The sequence below is a fragment of the Novosphingobium sp. P6W genome (assembly GCF_000876675.2).
GTDB lineage: Bacteria > Pseudomonadota > Alphaproteobacteria > Sphingomonadales > Sphingomonadaceae > Novosphingobium.
Genome location: NZ_CP030354.1, coordinates 126,957 through 147,877, shown reverse-complemented (window position 1 = coordinate 147,877; position 20,921 = coordinate 126,957). Strand labels below are relative to the sequence as shown.

Genomic DNA, 20,921 nt, shown 5'->3' with positions numbered 1-20,921 from the left:
GCCGCCGCCTCGGACCGGCAAGAGTAGCAATCTGCTCAGGACAGCTGGCCTGGTTTGGTTGTCGCGTCCTTGCGGCACTCGAAGCTATCCTCGCGCATCGGATCACCCGTGCCGCGGTAGAAGGGGTAAGAAGGGAATGGGCAAAGCGGTCGCTCGCCTTTCCCTGGGCTTAGGCGGGTCGCTGTGACGCGGTCTGGCGCGATCCCCTTTTCTGTCCATTCGACCACCGCTGAAAGTAGGTCGAATTGGTCGAACGTATTGTCCCCGCCTTCGCAATGCCCAGCACCTGGAACCATAAAGAGGCGAGAGGATCCGAGAAAGCGCGGCCCATTATCCGCCGCGGCCCGCTCGTAATAATCTTGGGTATCCATGGCGGAGAACCACGGATCGCTGACGCCGTGATACCAGACGATCTTGCCGCCTCGGTCGAAGAAGGTCGATAGATTTGTCCAGGTATAGGTCTCCGTCAGAGCCTGCATCGCATCGCTGCGTACCGCACGCAGGCGCGCCTCAACATCGATCGACGTTGCTGCCGAGGACGGGCCGAGAGGACCGGCCTGGCCGTTGGTGAGAATGCCCGGGATGCCCGAGCCGCTTGCAACGATCCCGGTATCCCATGGAAACGCGGGGTAGACCGTCGCGCCGGCAGCATCCTTCACCGGAGCAAACGCCACTTCCAGAGCCCGAACTTGAGATGGCGCCAAACAGTCAGCCGTTCTCCCGTCCTTGCAGACGATGCGCGACGGCTGGAACGCACAGGCGCCCACCTTGGCGATCACGCCGTCTGCCAAGCCGTCGAGCCGGTCGCACTGCTTCAGCAATTCTCGGCGAATTTGCGCCTTGTTCTCCGATGAGAACAGCGGGAGCGGCTTGCCTTCGGCATCGCGACGCGAAGCCTGGTTTAGCGCCGCTGCGATGTGCGCCGTCATAATGCCAGAAAAGCCGGGGCGCATCGCCGGCGCGCCCGATACGACGCCATCGAACAGGTCGGGGTATCGCTGAGCGGCTAGCATCGCCTCCCTCCCGCCGGTGGAGCAGCCGACGATGTAGCTGTGATGCGCCGCCCGGCCATAGTGGGAGGCGACGATCTGCTTGGCCGCGAGCGTCGTGGTACCTACCGAAGCATGCGCAAAGTCCAGCGCCGCCTGCTGGTCCACCCGGAAGCTTGCATCGAAACCGCCGCCTCCGCTTTTGTGACCGCTGTCTGTGGAGACGACCGCGAAGCCCTTAGCAAGCGCTGGGCGCGCGCCCGTCGCCACACGGCCGACCGGAGGCTGGATGATACCGTTCAACCCACCCCCTCCCTGAAACAAGAGGCGCCCGTTCCAACTATCGGGCAGCGCGACCGTGAACCCGATCGCGTAGGTTTTCCCGTCCGCACCACGTCGCTCGTTGATCGTGCCTGACACGCGGCAGTGTGCAGGAAGGGGATCGCCTCCGGCCTTGCCGATCGTCGCAGCGACGTGCTCCGCACCGCTGATTTTGACTTTCGCAGGCAACTCGAGTCGAAAATTGGCGCTCGCGGCGCAATCCGGCGCCGCCTGAGCTGAGGTGCTAAATAGTCCTCCTAGTCCCGCGGCAAGTAGAGCCCGATAACCCAATGCCGCCTTAAACTCGTATCGTGCCATAGGTTCAGATCCCCAATCTTTTATCTTACTGTCCGCAGTCCAAGCGATAGCCGTGACTTGCAGGTACCTGCAGAGGCCAAAACGCAGTCGGCCGCTTATAAAAAATACACGCACCGCTCCACACTCAACAGCTAGAAGTCACAATTCCAATCACGATGTGCTCACCGCCAGGCGATGTCGCAGAGCACAGGAGCCGTGCCACACACAATTCATCCGACATTTTATGGTAGCTATTTATATAGTCCGACAAACGCCAGACGAGCAATGGCTCTTTACCCTCTGCTGCAAAATGTGCCACGCGATGCGAGGGCTAGCTGTCTCCTCATAATGGCTAGCTGAACCAACAAAGCGGGAAGGTGGCCATATTTCGAATTAATCGATCTTCGAAAAAGAAGCGCACCCTTTATGTTTAGATTAAAGTGCGATGGATAAGGAGGAAACAGCGCGCACCCAAGTACCAAGCTCAGGGCAATACGCATGATTGCATGGGGCGCTATGAGTTGCTCACGACAGTGCTAAATAGACGCACCCATTACAATACAGTGAGAAAGAGTAGATTGCGTGGGGCTATTTTTATCAATCTAATAACAGAGGATCGAATATGGCTGATCGCATCCGACAGGTGATCACTTCGCGCCGCGACATCCTGGTGAGCGGCTCGACCCTAGGCGCAGCCCTGCTCGCTCCCAACATCGTGCTGGCGCAAGCGGGGCCGTTGATAGCGGAGACGACGAACGGCAGGGTGCGTGGGTCTCGCGCTGATGGCGTGATCCAATTCCGCGGCATCCCTTATGGCGGCGACACGGGCAATCGGAACCGTTTTATGCCGCCGACCCAGGTGGCGAAGTGGAGCGGTATCCGCGATGCCACGCAGTGGGGCCATGTCGCCCCGCAACCGAACGCGACGAACCCGGATGCATATGGCCAGATGGTCGGCTGGAACAACTATCGCGGCGGGATCAGCGAAGATTGTCTGGTGGTAAACATCTGGACGCCCTCACTCGATGCGAAGAAGCGTGCCGTGATGGTGATGATCCATGGCGGCGGCTTCACCAGTGGATCGGGCAATCTCGTGGCCCTGGAAGGCCAGTTTATGGCGCGCGCCGGTGACGTGGTGGTGGTTACGGTCAATCACCGCCTCGGCGGGCTCGGCTATTCGGACCTGTCGGCATTTGGCGGAGCAGAGTTGGCCGCGTCGGGCAACGTCGGCATGCTGGACATCGCCCAGGCGCTGCGCTGGGTGCACGACAACATCGAACGCTTCGGCGGGGATCCGGCGCGTGTGGCGATTTCAGGCCAATCGGGGGGCGGAGGCAAGGTTTCCACGTTGCTCGCCATGCCCTCGGCCGCGGGCCTGATCCATCGTGCAGCGGTGCAATCCGGATCCACGCTTCGCGTGTCTACGCCCGACATAGCCCAGCGCGAGACGCAGCAGATGCTGGACAAGCTGGGCGTTGCGCAAGGCGATCTGCGCAAGCTGCAGTCCTTGCCCTACGAGCAGATCATCACCGCGCAGGGGCGGCTTGGGCCGGTGGTCGATGGGACGGTGCTGCCGCGTCAGCCCTTCGATCCCGACGCTCCGGCGATTTCAGCAGCGGTACCCATGATCATCGGAACCTGCCTGGAGGATTTCGGCTTCGCCCTGCCCGACAAGGGCGATACGGAAGATTCCCTTCGCGCTTTTGCTGAGCAGCAGGCTCCTGGTCATGGTGCCGAGGTGCTCAAGGCCTATCGACAACTCCACCCGGCAAAGCGCCCGTACTTGGTCAAGGCAATGATTGTGACGGACCTGCGGGTTGCCCGCGACGCTATCAGGCAAGCGGAGCGCAAAGCCGCGCAAGGCGGCGCCCCTGCTTACCTCTACCGCTGGGACTGGCCAGTGCCAGGGGGCGGAGGCGGCTGGGGTGCGGTGCATGGCGCTGATCTCAGCCCGTCCATGTCCAACCCGACCACGCTAGTAACCATGAACACCCCCGCGGCACAACTGATGTCGCGCAGGATCGGGCAGGCGTTCATAGCGTTCACGAAGACCGGCAACCCGAACTGCGGCGAGATCCCGGACTGGCCCGCTTATGATGCGCAGCGCCGGTCGGTGATGCTGTTCGACACGAACACGCGTGTCGCAAACGATCCGGATCGCGATCTCCGGCTGATGTGGGACAAACTGGCACCCACCTGACCCGATGAAACGAGAAGAGGCCGGCTTTGACGGCCGGGGCTCTTTCCGCATCGGTAATTTGGAAGCCTCAGCGGCGCTGGCTGTAGCGGTTTGGCGCGCCCGGCGTTGGCTGGTCGGATGATACTTGGCTGTTCACCGCGTGGTCCTTGGTTAGTGCGCGGGAGAGCGTAATGCCGGTGCCGGCGACCAAAGTGCCTGCGGGCTGGGCAGAACGAAACGGATCTCCGATCGTCATGCGAAGTCCGTTGGGACCGCCCTGCACCGCTAGAACGGTGGTCGCCTGACGACTGGCGCCTTCGCCGATGGTGACCGCCTGCCCAGCGACGAAACCGTGCCGGAAACCCGATCCGACTTTCGGGCCGCCGATCGGGATGACCGTCTCGCCCGCCGCTACGGCGGCAGAGGACTTGATGATGCCCGCAGTACCCACTGATGCGATGGTCACAGTTTCGGCGCCTGCATCCGCGCCAATCATGATAGACTGGCCGGGCGCGAAGTCCTTCACCGTCTCCACGTTGATGACGTTGCTGCCCGCGTTGGCGCCGTTCGGCAGAACGGTGGCTGCTTGCGTAAGGAAATCGTTGCAATTGCTATCCGTATCCCGCCCATCGGGCAGGCGGCCAGCGCTGCTGTTCGTGGTCAGCGTTGCGCCACGCCCGCCGGGGCCGCCGGCTGCCGGAGCCCGGCAGCCTGACGCGCTCGTGCCGGATGTGGCCTGAAAGCCTTCCGCCATGGCGGGCTGCACGATCAGACCGTAGTTCAAGCTGTCCACGGTGCCGCCTCCGGCATCGCGCAGCGCCATGTTGCCGGCCGCCGTGGAGAGCGAGGGACCACCGAACCACTGGTGCGGTGCCGGGCCCTGATAGCCCGCCGTCGTTACACTATCGACGCGCACCACTTCGTTGATGCCGTGCGCCTTCGACAAGGGCCGATCGAGGGCGATGCCCGTGCCGAGGGGTACGATCGGCTCGTTGGTGTGGCGATCGAAGGTGGATGCCGGCGAGTAGCTGATCCCGGTACCGCGGTTGGAGAAAGGCAGATTCCCAGCGTGAGTGAACTTCAGCGGCGCTTCGAGCTCGAGCCCGGTGCCGGGATCGATCGCATGTTCCGACGCGCGGTAATCGCGCGCGATCGCAGGCGACACTGTGACGCGATCGCCCCGCACGGTGGTGATCTTCACCGTCTGCACGCGGCCCGGATTGCCGATCTTCAGCGTCTGGCCGACTGCCAGAGCAGCAATGCCGCCGCCGTTCCGCACCGCTTCCATGTTGAACACCAGCGCGGCCGGGCGGACCTTCAAGGTGGTCGCCCCAGCTTTTACGTCATCCGACAGCATCAGCAGGTTCGCATGCGTGCCAACGCTCTTCACCTTTACCGTTTCGATGCCGCGGCCGATGGAGTCGACATCGAGCCGGATCTCGTCGCCAACGCTGATGTCTTTGACGTTCGTGACCGCGATGTTGGTGGCGCCTGCAGGCGCATCGACGGCAAGGTAGGGGTACGAGCCAGGCTTGCCGACGTGCGTCACGGTTGCAACCTCGAACCGCTCGACATCCATATAGGTGGCGGGATACGTAGTGCCGTGGCCCAGCGCGATCTTCTCGCCCACGGCGAAGCCTTCGACGCCCGCCACCGGTACGTTGGTAGACCCCTTGGCTACCGTCATCACAGATCGGCTATCCGGCATCGGCTGCCATAGCGTCGTTGCGTCGCGCGCCGCCGTGCCCACGCGCGCAATGCGGCGGGTCTCGTCGCCGATGCGGATCGTGTCACCCGCTTTCAGCCCGTCCAGGTTGCGAACATGGATCGTTCCTTCGCCGGCGCGGGTCGGTACTACCAAGCCCGAGTTTGCCAAGCCCAGCAGATAGAAGGCCCCCGCCGCCAGCTTCGTGCCGGACGGGATGCGGATGTCGGAGGTTACGGGCATCCAGATCGGGTGCTGCGTGAGCGCCCAGTTCGAGATGTCCACCTCGCTCCGGCCGGAATTGAACCGATGCCTGTTTGCCCGTGCCCCACCGCCGTGCAACTGGAAGCGAGAGCATGTAGTTGACGACCGCGTCACTTGCGGCGCGCAGCTGCCCGCTTGCGATGATCTGGCGCATCACATGTTCGATCTGGTCATCACTGACGCCCGCAACCATCCGGCTGACGCTGGCCGCGCTCTGCATCGTGCCCAAGCCCAGCAGGGCACAATAGACCAGCATAAGTTCGGTCGTGCTGGCAGGCTGCCGCCCCAGCAGGATCCACGAGAAATGGGTAAGGGCATCGATCTCGATGAGAATATCGGGCAGTTGAACCGCTGCGATCGCCCCGAACAGAGACCAGGGCAAAACGGGGGCTATGCGGCAGATTTCATATCGGGATACCAACGCTGGAAGCAACGCCGCAAATCGCCATTGAGGGTCTGGGTTCGGGTCTGGAGAAGCAGGTGGGCACCGACCTTGGTCCAACGCATTTGCTGCTTCTTGACCATGCGGCGTGACAGGACCTGATTGACAGCCGATTCCGTGAAACCAGAAGAGATGCGTTCACCGTTGCGCCACTTGTCGCCATAATTGGTGATGAAGTCGGCATTCCTACGGATATAGACGCTGAATTCGCAAAGTGCCTTCTCGAGCTTAGCGGCGACTTCCTTATTGTCGGCGAGTTCGAGATACCAGGTGAGCAGGTCGGCCGCTTCCGCACCGTCGACATGATTGCCATGCCATAACAGCCATTTGATCCGAGCCAGGTCGCGGTCGATGCGATCCGAGAGATCGGTTGTATCAATGCTGACAATCGATTTGGCCATCTGCCGCATGACGGTGATCCGCATGGTGATATGGAACCAATCGAGCCAGTGCTCAGCCTCGCCATGCAGGTGCAGCTGAAGATTGCGCACGGTATCGCCGCCATCGGAAACAAAGTGAATGCTCTGCCCTCTGGCAAGGCCTTGTGCATCAAGCACAGCGCCCAACCGTCGTCGTGGTCTTGTATCGAGCGATTGAACCATGGCGAAGCATTTGGCATCGCCTTTGTCGGGAACGCTTTTGCCGACCATCACCTCGAACCAGCCCGCCTTGCGGTTGCTGCCCTCGCGTGCATGGACATAGCCCCCGTCCAAGCCGACCGTCATAGGCGCGGGCGGCCGGTCCTTGCCGTCTGGCATAGATGACTGGGTGTTGATCATGCCAATCTCGTCACCAAGGTCGGCTTCGAGGCAATTCGCCACCCGATGCAGTTGTCGCCGGACCGACCGCGGCGATAATCGATGCTCAAGCGGCAGAATATCCGCGAGCAGATCGCATGTCAGGCCATAGGACATGAGCGAGGCCCATTTGGTCTGGAGATAGACCAGCTCAGGCGTTGACCGTTCGGGAAACAGGGCGGCGATCGGGCTGAAACTGGATCGCTTCGCGCACGCACATCGGCAGTGGTAAAGGCGCTGCGATGGAATCTTCAGCGAGCCGAACAGGGTTCGCAAGACGATATTGCTGGCGCTCTTGACCGAGCGAGGCAACGCACATGCCAGGCAAGGCTTGATCATGGTTTCTTAGTCCCTCGCCTGCGCCAGGATCATGTGTTTCTGACAAGCAGCGAGCAGCGATTTAGCTTCGTCCAGCGTCAGTCCAGCTGTCGCGGGCCCAAATCCGACACGCTCAAGGCTGGCGATTTGATCAGTCTCGACAATCACACCGTCGGCACCCTCAATCACCAGTTGCAAACGAAAATGCATCGTCCATCTCCTCAACCCAGGTCAGTTTTGCCGAGCGAAGGCTGGTGTTCAACAGGGCCCTGTCGAAATGCATCCAGCGGCTCCATTCGATGACCTGCTTCGCCCGCTCCCGGAACTGTCCCGCATCCTCCAGCACCTCGTGCAATAGATCGGCGAGAAGATCGATGACCTCGAATGGGTCGCGAATGCGCTGAGGGTGGGTCATATACGATCGCCCGCTTCCGCACCATTCCGGCGGCGCTCCCCATTTGCCGCCAATGCAAATCGGCCAGAAACACGGACGCTCGACGAGCATTACCTTTTCCAGGCGAAGCTGGCAGCGCCAGCCACCATAGTCGTAACCAATGCGTTCGCCTGGGGTCAGGCAAAAGCTCGAAAGCGGCTCTTCTGCCATTCCGCTGAGATCGGCACCGCCACAACCGCGACGACGACCGAACTGGGCAAGCCCGTGGATCCAAAACTCGTGCCAGCTTCGGTCGCCCCACCCCATGCACAGCTGGATCAGTCGGTGAAGCTCGCCAATTGTCATATCCGGCCGCACAAGCAATCGACGCCAAGGCGCAGGACCAACGTCAAGCAGCATCACATGAAGCTGATAGCGATCCTCGGGATAAACCATTTTGGCCATCGCCAGCAGCTGCCCTATCCCGAGCTCAACCGCTACTCAGTTGAACTCCAGCCCCCGTTTTGCCCTGGTCTCTGAACTACACGGTGTTCGTCGCTTTTCTGACGGCGCTGTTCGTGATTGTCACCTATATGCTTCAGCCGGGCGATGGCGTTGTCGCCGCCCGGATGCTCGATAACGTGGTAGGAAGCCTCGCTGCTGTCAACGGCGGCGCAAAAGTCGGCCACGGGGCGGAGTAAAAGCAGGCCAGTGTGGCGCACGCCCGGGGGAGTGGCGTGAGGGCGTAGCCCGAGGGCCACTCCCCCGGGCGTTGGCTCGATTTTCAAGGGTTGGTTTTTGACTTGCGGGCGCGGCTATGGGCGAGACGGTAGCTCTCGCCATTCATCTCCAGGATGCTGACGTGATGGGTCAACCGGTCGAGGAGCGCGCCGGTGAGACGTTCGGATCCGAAGGTCTCGGTCCATTCGTCAAAGGGCAGATTGCTGGTGATGAAAGTCGAGCCGCGTTCATAGCGCTGTGAGATCAGCTCGAACAGCAATTCGGCCCCGGTCTTGGAGAGCGGCACGAAGCCCAGTTCGTCGATGATCAGCAGCTTGTATCCAGCCATCTGCTTCTGGAAGCGCAGGAGGCGTCGCTCGTCGCGGGCTTCCATCATCTCGCTGACCAACGCGGCGGCGGTGGTGAAGCCGACGGACAGCCCCTTCTGGCATGCCGCCAGCCCCAGTCCGAGGGCCACATGTGTTTTGCCCGTGCCCGATGGCCCCAGAGCGATGGCGTTCTCGCGGCGCTCGATCCATTCGCAGCGCGCCATCTCGAGCACCTGCATCTTGTTGAGTCGGGGGATGGCGGTGAAGTCGAAGCTGTCGAGGCTTTTGACCGCGGGGAAGCGTGCGGTCTTGATGCGCCGCTCCACCATGCGACGCTCCCTGTCGATCATCTCCATCTCGATGAGCCGGGCGAGGAAGCGGATATGGTCGAGGCCTTCGGCCGCGCATTGCCGGGCCAGTTTCTGATGCTCACGAAGGCAGGTGGGCAGCTTGAGCGACTTGAGATGGTGGGCGAGCAGGATCTCGGGGGCCTGACCGCTCATGCGGCCTTCTGCCCATCGGAGAGCAAGCTCATGTAGGCTCTGGCAAAGGTCTTCTCGACTTTGGTGCGTGGGAGGAAGGGATAGACGTCCAGGTCCAGCCTGGGCGGCACGCGTTCGACCCGGCACAGGACGAGATGCTTGACGGCATCGAAGCCGACGGCGCCCAGGTCGATAGCCTGCTCCACCGCCGCCTGGAGATCGGCGATATCGAAGCTCTCCAGCAAGCGCAGCACCTGCACATACTCGCGCTTGCCATGCTTGTGCATGCGCGCTTCCATCAGGCGTTGCAGTGTCGCGAACGCCTCGGGCAGTTCCCATCCCTGCAGCGGCGCCGCCTGGTCCAGCGCATTGATCTTCTGTTCGATCAGCGGGAGATAATGAAGCGGATCGAAGATGACCTCGTCCCGCCGCCAGCAACGGGGATGCCGGGCGATGACCTCGCTGCGGCAGCCGATCACCACCTCATCGACATAACCCCGGACCCAGACTTCCTGATGCCCCCAGGCCACCGGCACCGAATAGTCGTTGGTCTTGTAACGCACCAGGGACTGTGACGAGACACGTCCGCTGGTCTGGTCACAAGCCTCGAAGGGGGAGGCTGGCAGCGGCTGCATCGCGGCAAGATCGCGCTGAAGTCGCTCGCCGATCGTCTCACTCTCCCCCCGCAGCTTGTCGTTCTGGCGTTTGCGGCACTGCTCCTCGAGCCACATGTTGAACGCCTCCCAGGTCGGGAACTGCGGGATCGGCACCATGAAGTTACGCCGGCAATAGCCCACCAGCCCTTCCACATTGCCCTTCTCGTTCCCCTTGCCCGGGCGTGCGTAGCGATCGCGGATCACGTAATGCGACAGGAAAGCGCTGAACAGCGATGCGCGCTGCCTCGTGCCGTCGGGCAGGATCTTCGCCACCAGGCAGCGATCGTTATCGTAGACGATCGAGCGGGGCACCCCGCCGAAAAAGGCGAAGGCATGGACGTGACCGTCGACCCAGGCTTCGGCCACCGCCGCCGGGTAAGCACGGACATAGCACCCGTCACTGTGCGGCAGATCGAGCACGAAGAAGTGCGCCTTCTGCGTGACCCCGCCGATCTCCACCAGCGCTTCCCCAAAATCAGCCTGCGCATCGCCCGCCGGGTGGGCCAGCGGCACGAACATCTCCCGGCTACGCTGCTCGCGCTCCCGGACGTAATCCTTGATGATCGTATAGCCGCCGGTGAACCCATGCTCCTGGCGCAGGCGATCGAATACCCGCTTCGCCGTATGGCGCTGCTTGCGTGGAACGCCCCCGTCCCCGTCGAGCCAGCCATCGATGATCGCTACAAACCCGTCCAGCTTCGGACGGCAAGGCGCTGCCTGGCGCCGGTAACCAGGCGGCGATGAAAACGACAGCATCTTGCGCACCGTGTCGCGCGACACATTGAAACGCTTCGCCGCGCTGCGCTGGCTCAGCCCTTCCGCGCAAGCCAGACGTACCTTCAGATAGAGTTCCACGCTGAAAATCCCCAGTCCTCCCTGCCAAGCAGAAAGGCTTCAAGGTGGACGACTTTTACGCCGCCCGCAGCGGACCTATCCCGCCGCTACCGTGGCCGACTATTCCACCGCCGTTCTCAGGCAAGTGGTGCAAACGAATGCGGGAGCTCCTTCTATCGCAGCTGGGGCGTTTCCAGCTTCGAAATAGATAGGCGTCTCAAGATGGTCGACAGGAACCCGCGCGCCTCTGGTGGCCAAGGTTTGGAGTCAGCGCATGGCGCGGCGAGGCATTTTTTGCCACCGACCATCCGCTCCTCTGCCTATGACAGCACCCGGCCCTATGTTTGATTTCCGTATACGAAAATATCGTCAGCGAGGTGGGGATTAGGCGCCATCTCGTTGATAATTCAAGATTATTTAACAAACCAGAAAATTTCTCTGGACGAATCGACTCTTTATCGTATTCTGGATTGCAGGAGTATCAGGGAGCTCCTGCTTTAAAATATATTGGATAATCGCCTCCAAATCTCAGCGTCGCCGCCGGCTTTGCTCGAGTTGTCGGTTGCAGCCTTCTTCGCTTCGGGCCGGTAGTTGGCCGCGCCATCGTATGTCCGGGTGGCAGGCGAATAGCCGCGCGACCTAACGAAGGGGGCGGCGCCAACCGCAGTGAGGGAGCGTCTCCTCTACGCAATAGAGGCGGCGGCCGGCGGGCAATTGTTTGGGCGCCGGAGGCGATACCGGACAACAGGGAAAAAGGGACAACCACATGCTGGCTATTCGCGTCAAAGCCGTGTTGAACTCGGTAAGTATGATTGGGCTGTCAGGAGCCCTCGCAATGCCGGCCATGGCACAGGATTCAGCGATAGAGCCTGGGGCCGGCCCATCGTCAGAAATAGCGACCGGCGGCGATGAGGGCATCGTGGTCACTGGAACACGCATCGCTCGCGACGGCGCTTCGGCACCGACACCTGTAACAGTCATCGGCGGCGATTATCTGGCGACGCGCGCCGCAACCAACATCGCCGATGTGTTAAACGAAATCCCTTCTTTCCGAGGCACCTCCACGCCGACAACCAACGGCACGTCCGCGACAACCGCCGGCGGCAACTTCATCGATCTACGCGGTTTGGGAAGCAACCGGACGCTGCTACTCGTCGATGGCAAGCGTCACGTGCCAACATCGATCACCGGTCGCGTCGACCTGAACATGATACCGTCCGTTCTGATTAACCGAGTCGAAGTCGTTACGGGCGGAGCATCCGCCGTCTACGGTTCGGACGCGGTTGCTGGCGTCGTCAACTTGATCCTAAAGGACAAGTTCGAAGGGATCGAAGGCTCAGTGCAGGGCGATGTTTCCGAACTGGGTGACGCGGAAGGCTACAGCGCGGAATTGGTTGCGGGTAAGTCCTTCCTGGACGGTCGACTCAACGTCACCGTCGCGGGCCAACTCTACCGTAACAACGGTGCTGGAAGTCAGTACACCCGTGACTGGGGGCGGCGAGAAAACTTCCTCGTCACCAACCCGACACCGGGCAATGGGCAGCCAACGCGTATCATCACCGGCGACGTTCACAGCGCATCGATGACGCCCTACGGCCTGATAACCTCTGGCCCACTGCGCGGGACGCAGTTCGACGCGAATGGCAACGCTTTTCCTTTCAACTACGGTACGCTCGTCGGTTCGCAGTACATGGTGGGCGGTGATGGCGAGGGCGACAACTTCCTCCACGGTTTCTGGCTCAGCCCAAAAATCCGCCGGCAGCTGGCTAGTGTCCAGGTCTCATATCAGGCCACCGATGACATCGAGATCAAGAGCGAGTTCTTCTATGGCCGCTCGCATGTTACCAACGAATCTGTTGCTCCCTTCGACTTCGGAACCCTGACGATCCGCCGCGACAATGCCTATCTGCCGTCCAGCGTCGCCGCTGCCATGGACGTTCAGGGGCTAAACAGTTTCGGATTCGGCCGTTTTTCTCTAGACGTAGGTGCCAATACTCCAGATAACTATACCAATACGTATCGATGGGTACAAAGCGCGCGTGGCGCTTTTGGAGACTGGAAGTGGGATGCCTATTACCAGTTTGGTAAAGTCGACTATCATGCCCATTTGCGGGGTGTTCGTAATAACGCCAACTATCTCGCCGCCATCGACTCGGTCATTGATCCGGCGACCGGCCGCGCGATCTGTCGCTCGTCGCTGGTGTCACCGTCAAACGGCTGCGTTGCTTACAATCCGTTCGGCGATCAGGCCTCGCAGGAATCGAAGGACAACATCACCGGGGATCTTTGGCAAGATGTGACGCTCAAGCAGCATGTTGCGGCCGCCAATCTGGCCGGGACGGTCGCGGATCTATGGGCGGGCCCGTTGGCGATTTCCGTCGGAGGTGAATATCGTTTCGAATCCGCACGCGGCACGTCGGATGCGTTGAGCCAGGCCAATGCCTACGCCGCGGGCAATTATAAGCCAATTTCAGGCTCTTTCGATGTCTTCGAAGGGTACGTCGAGGCGGATCTGCCACTGCTGCGGGATCTTCCACTCGTGCGCTCGCTCGACCTCAACGGCGCGATCCGATATGCCGACTATTCGACCAGCGGCGGGGCGACGACGTGGAAGCTCGGCGCGACTTGGGAAATGTTCGATGGTTTCCGCCTGCGCGCGACCCGCTCGCGCGACGTGCGCGCGCCTAATATCTCGGAACTGTTTTCCAGTGCCGTGTCCCGCATTAATTCGGTAACAGACCCGTTCCGCAACAACAGTCTGATTTTCGCCAACACCGTCACTTCGGGGAGCACGGCCCTGACGCCGGAAGTGGCAAAGACCGTGACCCTTGGAGCCAGTTACGTTGCCCCCTGGCTACCTGGCCTGAGGGCTTCGGTCGACTATTACAACATCAGTATTCGCGATGCGATTTCGAGCCTTACGGCGCAAAACATTCTCGACCGTTGCTACGCCGGGGACACGGCGCTTTGTGGCTTGGTCCAGCGTGGCGGTGACGGGTTGATCTCGCAGATCAACATCGCCCAGATCAACATAGCATCGCTTAAAACGAGGGGCATCGACTTCGAAATATCCTACACCACGCCGCTCATGGGAGGCACTGTGTCGTGGCGCAATCTTGCCACCTACGTGGACAAGTACGAACAGTCGAACGGCATCGTTGTGCAGCAGCTTGCGGGCCAGTTCAGCGAACCAGGCGTACCGCACTGGACCGGCAATTCGACACTTACCTATAGCCAGGATCGCTATTCAGCGTCGCTAACTGGACGTTTCGTCGGCGGTGGCAAGTACGACAACCGCTATGTCGAGGGCGTCGATATCAACGACAACACCGTGACAGGGCGCCTCTATCTCAACTTGAGCCTGCAATACGACGTCTGGCGGGCGCAATCGGGCGAGGGGAAAATCCAGGCGTTTGTCGTCGTCAATAACCTTCTCGACAAAGATCCTTCAGTGTCTCCCAGTAGCACGTCGCCGACCAATCCGGCCTATTTCGACGTGATCGGCAGGGCCTATCGCGCGGGCATTCGCTTCCGGCTCTGAATACGTCGGTCCCTGGCGGCCTATCGGGCCGCCAGGGTGGTCACAACGCCGCGTGCTGGCCCTCGGGCATAGTCAAGCAATGCACCCGGTCGAGAAACGGAGTGACCAATGAAGCTTAACCGGCGCGAATTCGCGGCCATGGGCGGAACAGCCGCGGTGATGGCACTGCTCCCGCATGCGACACAGGCTGCGGCGGCGCCAGGAGCAGTGCATCCCGACGACTGGCACCAAAGTGTTCGCCGGATCATGCAGATAAACTTCACCGAACCCGATCCGATGGCCTTCGACGTGGGGAAGTGGATCGACTACCTGGTGTCGGTGCATGCGCAATGCACATTCGTGAGCATCACCAACATCGTGGCATTCTTCCCGCCGCTCACACCTGGGTTTCCACGCAGCCGCTGGCTGGGGGAGCGCGATATCGTTAGCGAGTGCGCTCGTGCGGCGCGGAGCCGGGGCATCCGCGTCCTGGGCAGGCTCAGCATCGATACCGCGCTGACGTCACTCGCCACGGACCACCCGGACTGGTTTCGGCGCCGGCCAGACGGCGGGATCGCTATAGCCAAGACGCTGGCAGCCCCGCCGAGCGGGCCCGATCCTTCGAGTTCCGCCGACTACGGGAGGACGTGTCAGTTCAGCAGCTACTACTCAGAGTATATCGCGGACTTTATGCGCGAGGTCATGCGCCGTTACGGCATCGATGGGATTTACGCTAACGGCTGGCCGAATGCGAACGTGCCCCTCTGCTATTGTGAAGCTTGTCGCACGATCGGCGATCCCACCTCGGAAAGCTACCGGATCGCTTATCAGGCTCGTGCCTTTCAATTGTGGGACCGGTATGCACGTATCGTCTCCACACGCGATCCGCAGGCCGTGTTTTCCGGCAATCTGGGCGGAGGAATTGAAGGCGGTGTGCTGGACTTCAAGGCGTTGGCCGATCGGGCCATCTGGATGTTTGCGGACAATCAGGGCCGGCACAAGCGCTATACTCCCAGTTGGGACGCAAGCCAACAGGCGCGCGTAGGCAGGTCGTTGACTGATGGGAAGCGACCATCGGTAGTGTCGACAGGAGCATGGTCGTTCATCGGCGCTGATTTCTGGCGCAGCGTCACCGCCAATCCGGAGGAGATGCGTAGCCGCATGTTTCAGACGCTTGCGGCGGGAGGGGTGGTTCATCTCCACTGGCTGGGCTTCGAGCGCGGCTTTGAGGATGATCGTCGTTGGCAGGCGGTCGGACGCGACGTTCTGGCCTGGCAGGCTGGTCACGATCGCCATTTCCGTAATTTGCGTTCACTGGCAAAAGTAGCGGTGGTGGTTTCGCCCTTGAACAACCGTGCATATCGCGCGCCTGCAGGAACCGATCCGATGGACGCGCTGCAAGGCATTTACAAAGTGCTGGTTGAAGCGCGCACTCCCTTCGATTTCGTTCTCGATGGCCATTTGAGCGAAGATGTTTTAGCGCGCTACGACGTCCTCGTACTACCCAACATCGCCCTTATGAGCGATGCGACGGCCGGAGCGCTGAGGGCATACGCGAAACAAGGCGGTTCGATACTCGCGACTTTCGAAACCGGAGTTTACGACGAAGCTGGACAGGAGCGGGCTGACTTCGCGCTGAGCGACGTCTTCGGCGTACACAAGACCGGGTCACGCGAAGGCTACGGTTATGTCGCGAGCGATGGAACGCCGGTTGCGGGCGCGGTTTCGATGCAACGGATTGAGCGACCTCATCCGATCGTAAACGGGTTCCTCGATACCAACTGGATCGCCGGATCGTCGTGGCGCATGCCGATCGCAGCCACCGGAAATCCAGTTCTGACGCACATTCCCCAGCACCCCGTTTATCCCGTCGAAGCCGTGTATAGCGACCGGATGCATACCGCGCTGCCGACGATGGTGGCCGGGGGCAATGCAGAAGGGCGCTTTGTCTATCTGGCCGAAGACATCGATGCAGCCTACTGGCGGGACAGCGCGGCGGACCTCGGTGATCTTCTGACCGGGGCGCTGGAGTGGCTTGTTCGCGATCGGAAGAGCGTGAAGGTCGAGGGGCCGGGATTTCTCGATCTCTACGCATGGCGCACAGAGCCGGGCTACGCGGTACACTTGGTGAACCACACCAATCCCGACTTTCGAGGCGGCGCTTTCCGGCAGGTCTATCCCGTCGGGACCCAGGAGCTTGCCCTAACTCTGGATGCAGCCGAGCCAGTCAGGATGGTACGGCTGCTTCGCAAGGGTATTGAAGTGGCTTTCCGACAGGATGGATCGACCGTTTATGCGACGATACCGGAAGTTGGAGACTACGAAGTGATCGCATTCGAGCTGTGAGGCCGATGCTTTCTTTCGTCCCCCGAGAGAGTACGGCGCTAACGGGCTGCCTGTGCATTGGCGATTGCTGCATCCTCCGCCACGGTGAGGTCGAAGAACGCCTGCTGCGCCGTGTCGATGAACTTGCCCATGAGGTCGTAGACCATCAGAGTGTCGCGGCTGAGGAACGCCCCGTGCATTCGTTCGAGCAGCCGGACCACGATCTGCTGTGTCGTGGGATCTTCCATCGTCGCACTGCGGATCATCTGCACGTGATCAACGAAGCGCGCGATCGTTCCGGCAAGCCTTTGGTTCGGCGTAGCATCGAGCCAGGTTCGCCGGAAACTAACGTTGGCTTCCGACAGCTCGGCGGCGTTGCGATCCTGTGCGGCGCTCTTGGCTCTCACCAGGGCCACCGACAGTGCCGCCAGCCCATAATCGTCGATGGCAACGACGGCGGCGGCGGCAGCACGTGGCTCCAGCATCCGGCGGACTTCGAAAATCTCGATGATATCCTCGCGCGACAAGCTCGGAAGCGAAAAGCCGCGCGTGGTGCCTACCAGATAACCTTCGTGCACGAGGCGCAACAGCGCTTCGCGCACCGGCATCCGGGAAATGCTAAGTTCCGCAGCAAGCGCGGTGTCGACCAAACGGTCGGTCGCGGTGACTTCCCCGGCGCGCAGACGCTGAAGAATTGTCTGGTAGGCGCGGGCCCCCGGGCCTTCTGCTACGCCGCGGATCATATTCATGCACATCCTCTTTTCCGGCCACGTTCAGTATACCCATATATCATCAAAAACCAGCGAAATGACGAGCTATGTGTGTCATTGTTTGTTTTCCAGCCGAAAATAACGGTATTGACCGTGCTTTCAGTATATGGAATGTCAGTTGCAGGTGGTGTGCTTGGGCGTATGTACGCCTACCAATGCGCTGACCGAACCCGACATCCGCTTAGGCGACCAGCAAGGGGAGCATCGTCTCGATGGACCGTCGTGCATTTCTCAGTAGTGGGCTGATTGCCGTAACTACAGCGTTTGTGACAGTGCCGGCCTGCGGGGCCAAGGAGGCAGGTATGCCCTTTTTCCAATCGCATCAACTGTCGATGGGGGTTCAGCTATTTGCCCTTGCTGCCGACCTGGCGCGCGATTTCGATGGAACTCTGCAAGCTGTCGCCAAGACCGGCTATCGCACTGTCGAGCTTGCGGGCTATCATGACCGTACCGCCACGCAAATACGCCTGGCACTCGACGCCGCCGGACTTTCTTGTCGCGGTATCCATGTGCAGCCCGATCCGGTGGCTGGCCGTTCCGGGCCATCGCTCAACGGCGATATCGCAGCAATCATCACCGACTCGCGCGCGCTCGGAACAACCGACGTCATCCTGCCAATCTTCCTCATGCCGCGGCGGTTCGTGGCCCCGGCAGGCGCCGACCGCATCAGGACGCTTAGAGCCGCTGGTGAAGCACTCGTCGCGGATGACTGGAAGTATATCGCCGATTTCCTCAATGCGAAAGGCCGGGAGCTGCAGTCGGAAGGCCTACGTATGGGCTACCACAATCATCACTTCGAATTCGCACCGTTGCGGGGCGGCACCACTGGCTTCGATATACTTCTGCGCGAAACCGATCCCAGCCTCGTATTCTTCGAACTGGACGTCGGGTGGGTCATGGGCGGCGGATCGGATCCCGTGGACATGCTGCAGGCGCACCAAGGCCGTTTTGCGAAAATGCACGTCAAGGATGTTGTACCATCGACCAACCCAGATTTTGAAGGCGGGGTCGCCCCGACTGAAGTGGGGTCGGGAATGATCGACTGGCGAAGGCTGCTGCCTGCGGCATATGCCGCAGGCGTTCGGGACTTTGTGGTCGAACAGGAGCCTCCGTTCGCTGGGCCGCCGATCGATTCATTGGCGAAGAGCTTTGCCTATCTTAACCAGATCGAGACCGCCTGAGCACCGCGGGGCTCGTTGTTTCATGGCCGTCGATATGCCGTGAATTTTTTCAGGGTGACCCTTCTCATGACATCTGCGCCACTCGAAGCGGCGGCGAAGCCGACGCGAGGACCTTTTCGCGAACTTCAGGCGGGCCAGCGTTCGCAAGTGCGCGTCGCGGCCATTGATGGATCGAGCGACAAGATTGTACTAGAAGTGCCATACCTCCTCGAGGCGCCCAATTGGACGCCTGACGGCGCCGCGCTTATTCTCAACGGCCATGGGCGCATGTTCCGTTTCGATCTCGAAGGCGAAACCGGGCTTATACAGATCCCGCTGGGCGATGTCCGCGATGCTAACAACGATCATGTGCTGTCGCCCGACGGACGGACGATCTATCTCTCGGCTAGCGGGCATATCTTTGCCGTCCCAATAGCAGGCGGCGAGCCGATCCGCCTGTCGCCAGAAGGCGATGTCTTGTTCTTCCTGCACGGCGTTTCGCCCGATGGCGCGCGGCTAGCCTGCACTACGATCGACCCCGGGAGCGAAGAGTATCGCTGGGGCATCCAACTCCTTCCCGCAGACGGTGGAGAGCCGGTTTCACTGCTGCGAGGCTCGGAACCGATGGACGGGCCGGAATGGACTCCCGATGGTGATTGGATCTGGTTCAATGCGGAACTTGGCGCCGTGGTCTCAGGGCATGCGCGATTGTTCCGCATGAGACCTGATGGCACCGGATGCCAGCAGATCTCCGCATGAGACCTGATGGCACCGGATGCCAGCAGATGACCGACGGCAACCGGGTCGATTGGTTTCCGCACCCCGATCCGTCCGGGACGATCGTGGTCTACCTCAGCTATCCAGCAGGGACCGAGGGTCATCCCTCCGATCGGCCGGTCGAACTTCATGCAATGGCCGCCACGGGGGGGACGTCGTGGAAACTCGCGCAATTCTGGGGCGGGCAAGGCACCATCAACGTGAACAGCTGGGCGCCCGACGGTCGTCATTTCGCGTACGTCGCTTATCCATTGGCCGAACAGACGATGCGCGCACCATCATGACGTCGGCTCCCACGCTGAAACCCTCTCCGTCCCAGACCGTATCGGTGCATGCACCGTTGCCACGCGCGCGAATGCTGATCGTCGCAGTGGGCGATTTTGGGTTGAACATCTATTGGCGCTCCATCAGTTACTTTCTCCTTTTTTTCTACACGGATGTGGTCGGGCTCAGTGTCGCGTCGGCCTCGGTGATCTACATGATTGCGTCGATCGTCGATGGATGCATCGATCCGATCATCGGCATGGTCATCGATCGCACCCGAACGCGCTGGGGCCGCTACCGCCCTTGGATCGCAATGGGCTCGGTGCCGCTCGCGTTGTCGTTCTGCCTACTCTACTGGGTCCCGTCGGCCGGTGGTACCGCTCTTGTCGTACTCGTAACGGGCGCACATATTCTCTTTAGAGCGTGCTATACAAGCGTTGCGGTGCCGGTGGCGTCGCTGACCGCGCGCGTAACCACCGACAGCCGCGAGCGAACGACGCTGACCGGGTACCGGTTACTGTGCGGGACCACCGCCGGCCTGGTCGTGGCGTTTTGCACGCAGCCGGTCAGCGCTTGGCTTGGCCGGACGCAGGGCGAAGGTTTCTTCTGGGTAGCCGCGCTCAGCGGTATCCTCGCAACCGCAGTGTTCATGCTTGTCGCGATTGGCAAAGCGCTCGGCGGAGGCCGCGAGGTTTTCATACTGCTCGCGGGTTCTGCTGTTAAATGCAGTTCCGCCCCATAGCGCTACTTCATGTCGCTTACCGCGGTCATGAACGGGAAAGAGCATGGAAAGCGTTCCGGGCGTGTGGCCTGGCGTTTCCACGATATTCAAGTTCGTATTGCCAATTCTCAAATCCAACATGCGATCGACGACAATGTCGCGGCGCGGCTTGGGATCAGTCGCGCCGGTTTCAGCCTCAATGACGTCCCAGTCCTTGCGGCTCGCTACAATGCGTGCACCGAACGTGTCCTGGATATATCGCGCGCCGCCATAATGGTCCGCGTGGCCGTGGGACACGACGACGTAGCGGATCGTCGCTGGATCCAGTCCGAGGGTTTTCAGGCCCTCGACGATCTCTGGGCCGACCGAATAGTTGAAGAGGGCATCGATGAGAACCAAACCGTCGTCGGTCTTGAGCGCCCAGGCAGAAACGCTTTGCTGACCAACGTAGAAGAGGTCGTCGAAAGCACGCCCGGGCGGAGCATACCACGTGGCACGTTCAGCGACCTGCACCGCAGGCGGATGCAGCACCTCGGCGGGACACAGGACCTCGTAAAGCGGACGAAGATCCTTCGCGGCGAGAGCTTCGGCTTGCTGCATCCGGGTAACCTGCGGTTTCGCCATCGCCGGGGGCATAGGTACAATAGAGCAAAGCAGGCTTGCCCAGACCCATGGCTT

General features: G+C 61.0%; 16 protein-coding genes and 2 pseudogenes. 8 read left to right on the top strand and 10 right to left on the bottom strand.

What is annotated here, in order from left to right; all coding sequences use genetic code 11:
- Positions 1-35: 35 nt before the first annotated feature.
- Positions 36-1,628, bottom strand: coding sequence for a DUF6351 family protein (locus TQ38_RS26460; RefSeq protein WP_043978821.1), 1,593 nt, complete (start codon positions 1,626-1,628; stop codon positions 36-38).
- Positions 1,629-2,229: 601 nt separating this feature from the next.
- Here TQ38_RS26460 and TQ38_RS26455 point away from each other — a divergent pair.
- Positions 2,230-3,807: a carboxylesterase/lipase family protein gene (locus TQ38_RS26455; protein ID WP_043978819.1), complete on the top strand. Its 1,578-nt coding sequence runs from the start codon at positions 2,230-2,232 to the stop codon at positions 3,805-3,807.
- A gap of 67 nt (positions 3,808-3,874) precedes the next feature.
- Here the strand turns inward: TQ38_RS26455 and TQ38_RS26450 are convergent, their stop codons facing one another.
- The 5 genes and pseudogenes from TQ38_RS26450 to TQ38_RS26435 form a co-directional block, all read right to left on the bottom strand.
- Positions 3,875-5,776: a hypothetical protein gene (locus TQ38_RS26450; protein ID WP_052505932.1), complete on the bottom strand. Its 1,902-nt coding sequence runs from the start codon at positions 5,774-5,776 to the stop codon at positions 3,875-3,877.
- A 79-nt stretch (positions 5,777-5,855) separates the two neighbouring features.
- A pseudogene (locus TQ38_RS31555) lies at positions 5,856-6,137 on the bottom strand (Tn3 family transposase); the annotation flags it as partial.
- 8 nt (positions 6,138-6,145) lie between these two features.
- Positions 6,146-7,333 carry an ISKra4 family transposase gene (locus TQ38_RS26440; RefSeq protein ID WP_113942093.1) on the bottom strand — a complete coding sequence of 396 codons (1,188 nt, stop codon included), beginning with the start codon at positions 7,331-7,333 and terminating at the stop codon, positions 6,146-6,148.
- Between the two features lie 6 nt (positions 7,334-7,339).
- The gene (locus TQ38_RS30235) at positions 7,340-7,522 is read right to left on the bottom strand and encodes a hypothetical protein (protein ID WP_162792417.1); all 183 of its coding nucleotides are present in this window, start codon (positions 7,520-7,522) and stop codon (positions 7,340-7,342) included.
- Positions 7,494-8,150, bottom strand: a complete 657-nt coding sequence (locus TQ38_RS26435) for a plasmid pRiA4b ORF-3 family protein (protein ID WP_043981266.1) — start codon at positions 8,148-8,150, stop codon at positions 7,494-7,496. The genes TQ38_RS30235 and TQ38_RS26435 overlap by 29 nt, the downstream gene beginning before the upstream one ends.
- A gap of 83 nt (positions 8,151-8,233) precedes the next feature.
- On the opposite strand from TQ38_RS26435, the gene TQ38_RS30230 reads away from it, so the two are divergent.
- The gene (locus tag TQ38_RS30230) at positions 8,234-8,386 is read left to right on the top strand and encodes a hypothetical protein (RefSeq protein ID WP_162792398.1); all 153 of its coding nucleotides are present in this window, start codon (positions 8,234-8,236) and stop codon (positions 8,384-8,386) included.
- An 83-nt stretch (positions 8,387-8,469) separates the two neighbouring features.
- Here TQ38_RS30230 and istB read toward each other — a convergent pair whose 3' ends face one another.
- Together istB and istA are read right to left on the bottom strand one after the other, a co-directional pair.
- Positions 8,470-9,237 carry an IS21-like element ISSsp5 family helper ATPase IstB gene (istB, locus tag TQ38_RS26430; protein ID WP_043981190.1) on the bottom strand — a complete coding sequence of 256 codons (768 nt, stop codon included), beginning with the start codon at positions 9,235-9,237 and terminating at the stop codon, positions 8,470-8,472.
- Positions 9,234-10,727, bottom strand: coding sequence for an IS21 family transposase (istA, locus tag TQ38_RS26425; RefSeq protein WP_113942088.1), 1,494 nt, complete (start codon positions 10,725-10,727; stop codon positions 9,234-9,236). The genes istB and istA overlap by 4 nt, the downstream gene beginning before the upstream one ends.
- A 745-nt stretch (positions 10,728-11,472) precedes the next feature.
- Here istA and TQ38_RS26420 point away from each other — a divergent pair.
- Positions 11,473-14,247, top strand: coding sequence for a TonB-dependent siderophore receptor (locus tag TQ38_RS26420; RefSeq protein WP_043981256.1), 2,775 nt, complete (start codon positions 11,473-11,475; stop codon positions 14,245-14,247).
- Positions 14,248-14,355: 108 nt separating this feature from the next.
- Positions 14,356-16,572, top strand: coding sequence for an alpha-amylase family protein (locus TQ38_RS26415; protein WP_043981253.1), 2,217 nt, complete (start codon positions 14,356-14,358; stop codon positions 16,570-16,572).
- A gap of 38 nt (positions 16,573-16,610) precedes the next feature.
- Here the strand turns inward: TQ38_RS26415 and TQ38_RS26410 are convergent, their stop codons facing one another.
- Complete coding sequence (locus tag TQ38_RS26410; protein ID WP_052506086.1) at positions 16,611-17,300, bottom strand: GntR family transcriptional regulator; 690 nt, start codon at positions 17,298-17,300, stop codon at positions 16,611-16,613.
- 233 nt (positions 17,301-17,533) lie between these two features.
- Between TQ38_RS26410 and TQ38_RS26405 the strand changes: the two genes are divergently transcribed.
- The 4 genes and pseudogenes from TQ38_RS26405 to TQ38_RS26390 all read left to right on the top strand — a co-directional run.
- The gene (locus tag TQ38_RS26405) at positions 17,534-18,502 is read left to right on the top strand and encodes a sugar phosphate isomerase/epimerase (protein WP_043981251.1); all 969 of its coding nucleotides are present in this window, start codon (positions 17,534-17,536) and stop codon (positions 18,500-18,502) included.
- A 66-nt stretch (positions 18,503-18,568) separates the two neighbouring features.
- Positions 18,569-19,240: a hypothetical protein gene (locus tag TQ38_RS26400; protein WP_052506085.1), complete on the top strand. Its 672-nt coding sequence runs from the start codon at positions 18,569-18,571 to the stop codon at positions 19,238-19,240.
- 26 nt (positions 19,241-19,266) lie between these two features.
- Positions 19,267-19,542 carry a hypothetical protein gene (locus TQ38_RS26395; protein WP_052506084.1) on the top strand — a complete coding sequence of 92 codons (276 nt, stop codon included), beginning with the start codon at positions 19,267-19,269 and terminating at the stop codon, positions 19,540-19,542.
- Positions 19,539-20,129: pseudogene (locus tag TQ38_RS26390) on the top strand (MFS transporter); the annotation flags it as partial. The gene TQ38_RS26395 and the pseudogene TQ38_RS26390, both read left to right, overlap by 4 nt.
- Here the strand turns inward: TQ38_RS26390 and TQ38_RS31140 are convergent.
- The gene (locus TQ38_RS31140) at positions 20,037-20,843 is read right to left on the bottom strand and encodes an MBL fold metallo-hydrolase (RefSeq protein WP_162792416.1); all 807 of its coding nucleotides are present in this window, start codon (positions 20,841-20,843) and stop codon (positions 20,037-20,039) included. The pseudogene TQ38_RS26390 and the gene TQ38_RS31140 overlap by 93 nt on opposite strands.
- Positions 20,844-20,921: the final 78 nt, after the last annotated feature.

Coding starts and splice junctions, on each gene's coding strand:
- TQ38_RS26460 (WP_043978821.1), bottom strand. CDS start 1,628: ATGGCACGATACGAGTTTAAGGCGGCATTGGGTTATCGGGCTCTACTT.
- TQ38_RS26455 (WP_043978819.1), top strand. CDS start 2,230: ATGGCTGATCGCATCCGACAGGTGATCACTTCGCGCCGCGACATCCTG.
- TQ38_RS26440 (WP_113942093.1), bottom strand. CDS start 7,333: ATGATCAAGCCTTGCCTGGCATGTGCGTTGCCTCGCTCGGTCAAGAGC.
- TQ38_RS30235 (WP_162792417.1), bottom strand. CDS start 7,522: ATGCATTTTCGTTTGCAACTGGTGATTGAGGGTGCCGACGGTGTGATT.
- TQ38_RS26435 (WP_043981266.1), bottom strand. CDS start 8,150: ATGGCCAAAATGGTTTATCCCGAGGATCGCTATCAGCTTCATGTGATG.
- istB (WP_043981190.1), bottom strand. CDS start 9,237: ATGAGCGGTCAGGCCCCCGAGATCCTGCTCGCCCACCATCTCAAGTCG.
- TQ38_RS26420 (WP_043981256.1), top strand. CDS start 11,473: ATGCTGGCTATTCGCGTCAAAGCCGTGTTGAACTCGGTAAGTATGATT.
- TQ38_RS26415 (WP_043981253.1), top strand. CDS start 14,356: ATGAAGCTTAACCGGCGCGAATTCGCGGCCATGGGCGGAACAGCCGCG.
- TQ38_RS26410 (WP_052506086.1), bottom strand. CDS start 17,300: ATGAATATGATCCGCGGCGTAGCAGAAGGCCCGGGGGCCCGCGCCTAC.
- TQ38_RS26405 (WP_043981251.1), top strand. CDS start 17,534: ATGGACCGTCGTGCATTTCTCAGTAGTGGGCTGATTGCCGTAACTACA.
- TQ38_RS26400 (WP_052506085.1), top strand. CDS start 18,569: ATGACATCTGCGCCACTCGAAGCGGCGGCGAAGCCGACGCGAGGACCT.
- TQ38_RS26395 (WP_052506084.1), top strand. CDS start 19,267: ATGACCGACGGCAACCGGGTCGATTGGTTTCCGCACCCCGATCCGTCC.
- TQ38_RS31140 (WP_162792416.1), bottom strand. CDS start 20,843: ATGCAGCAAGCCGAAGCTCTCGCCGCGAAGGATCTTCGTCCGCTTTAC.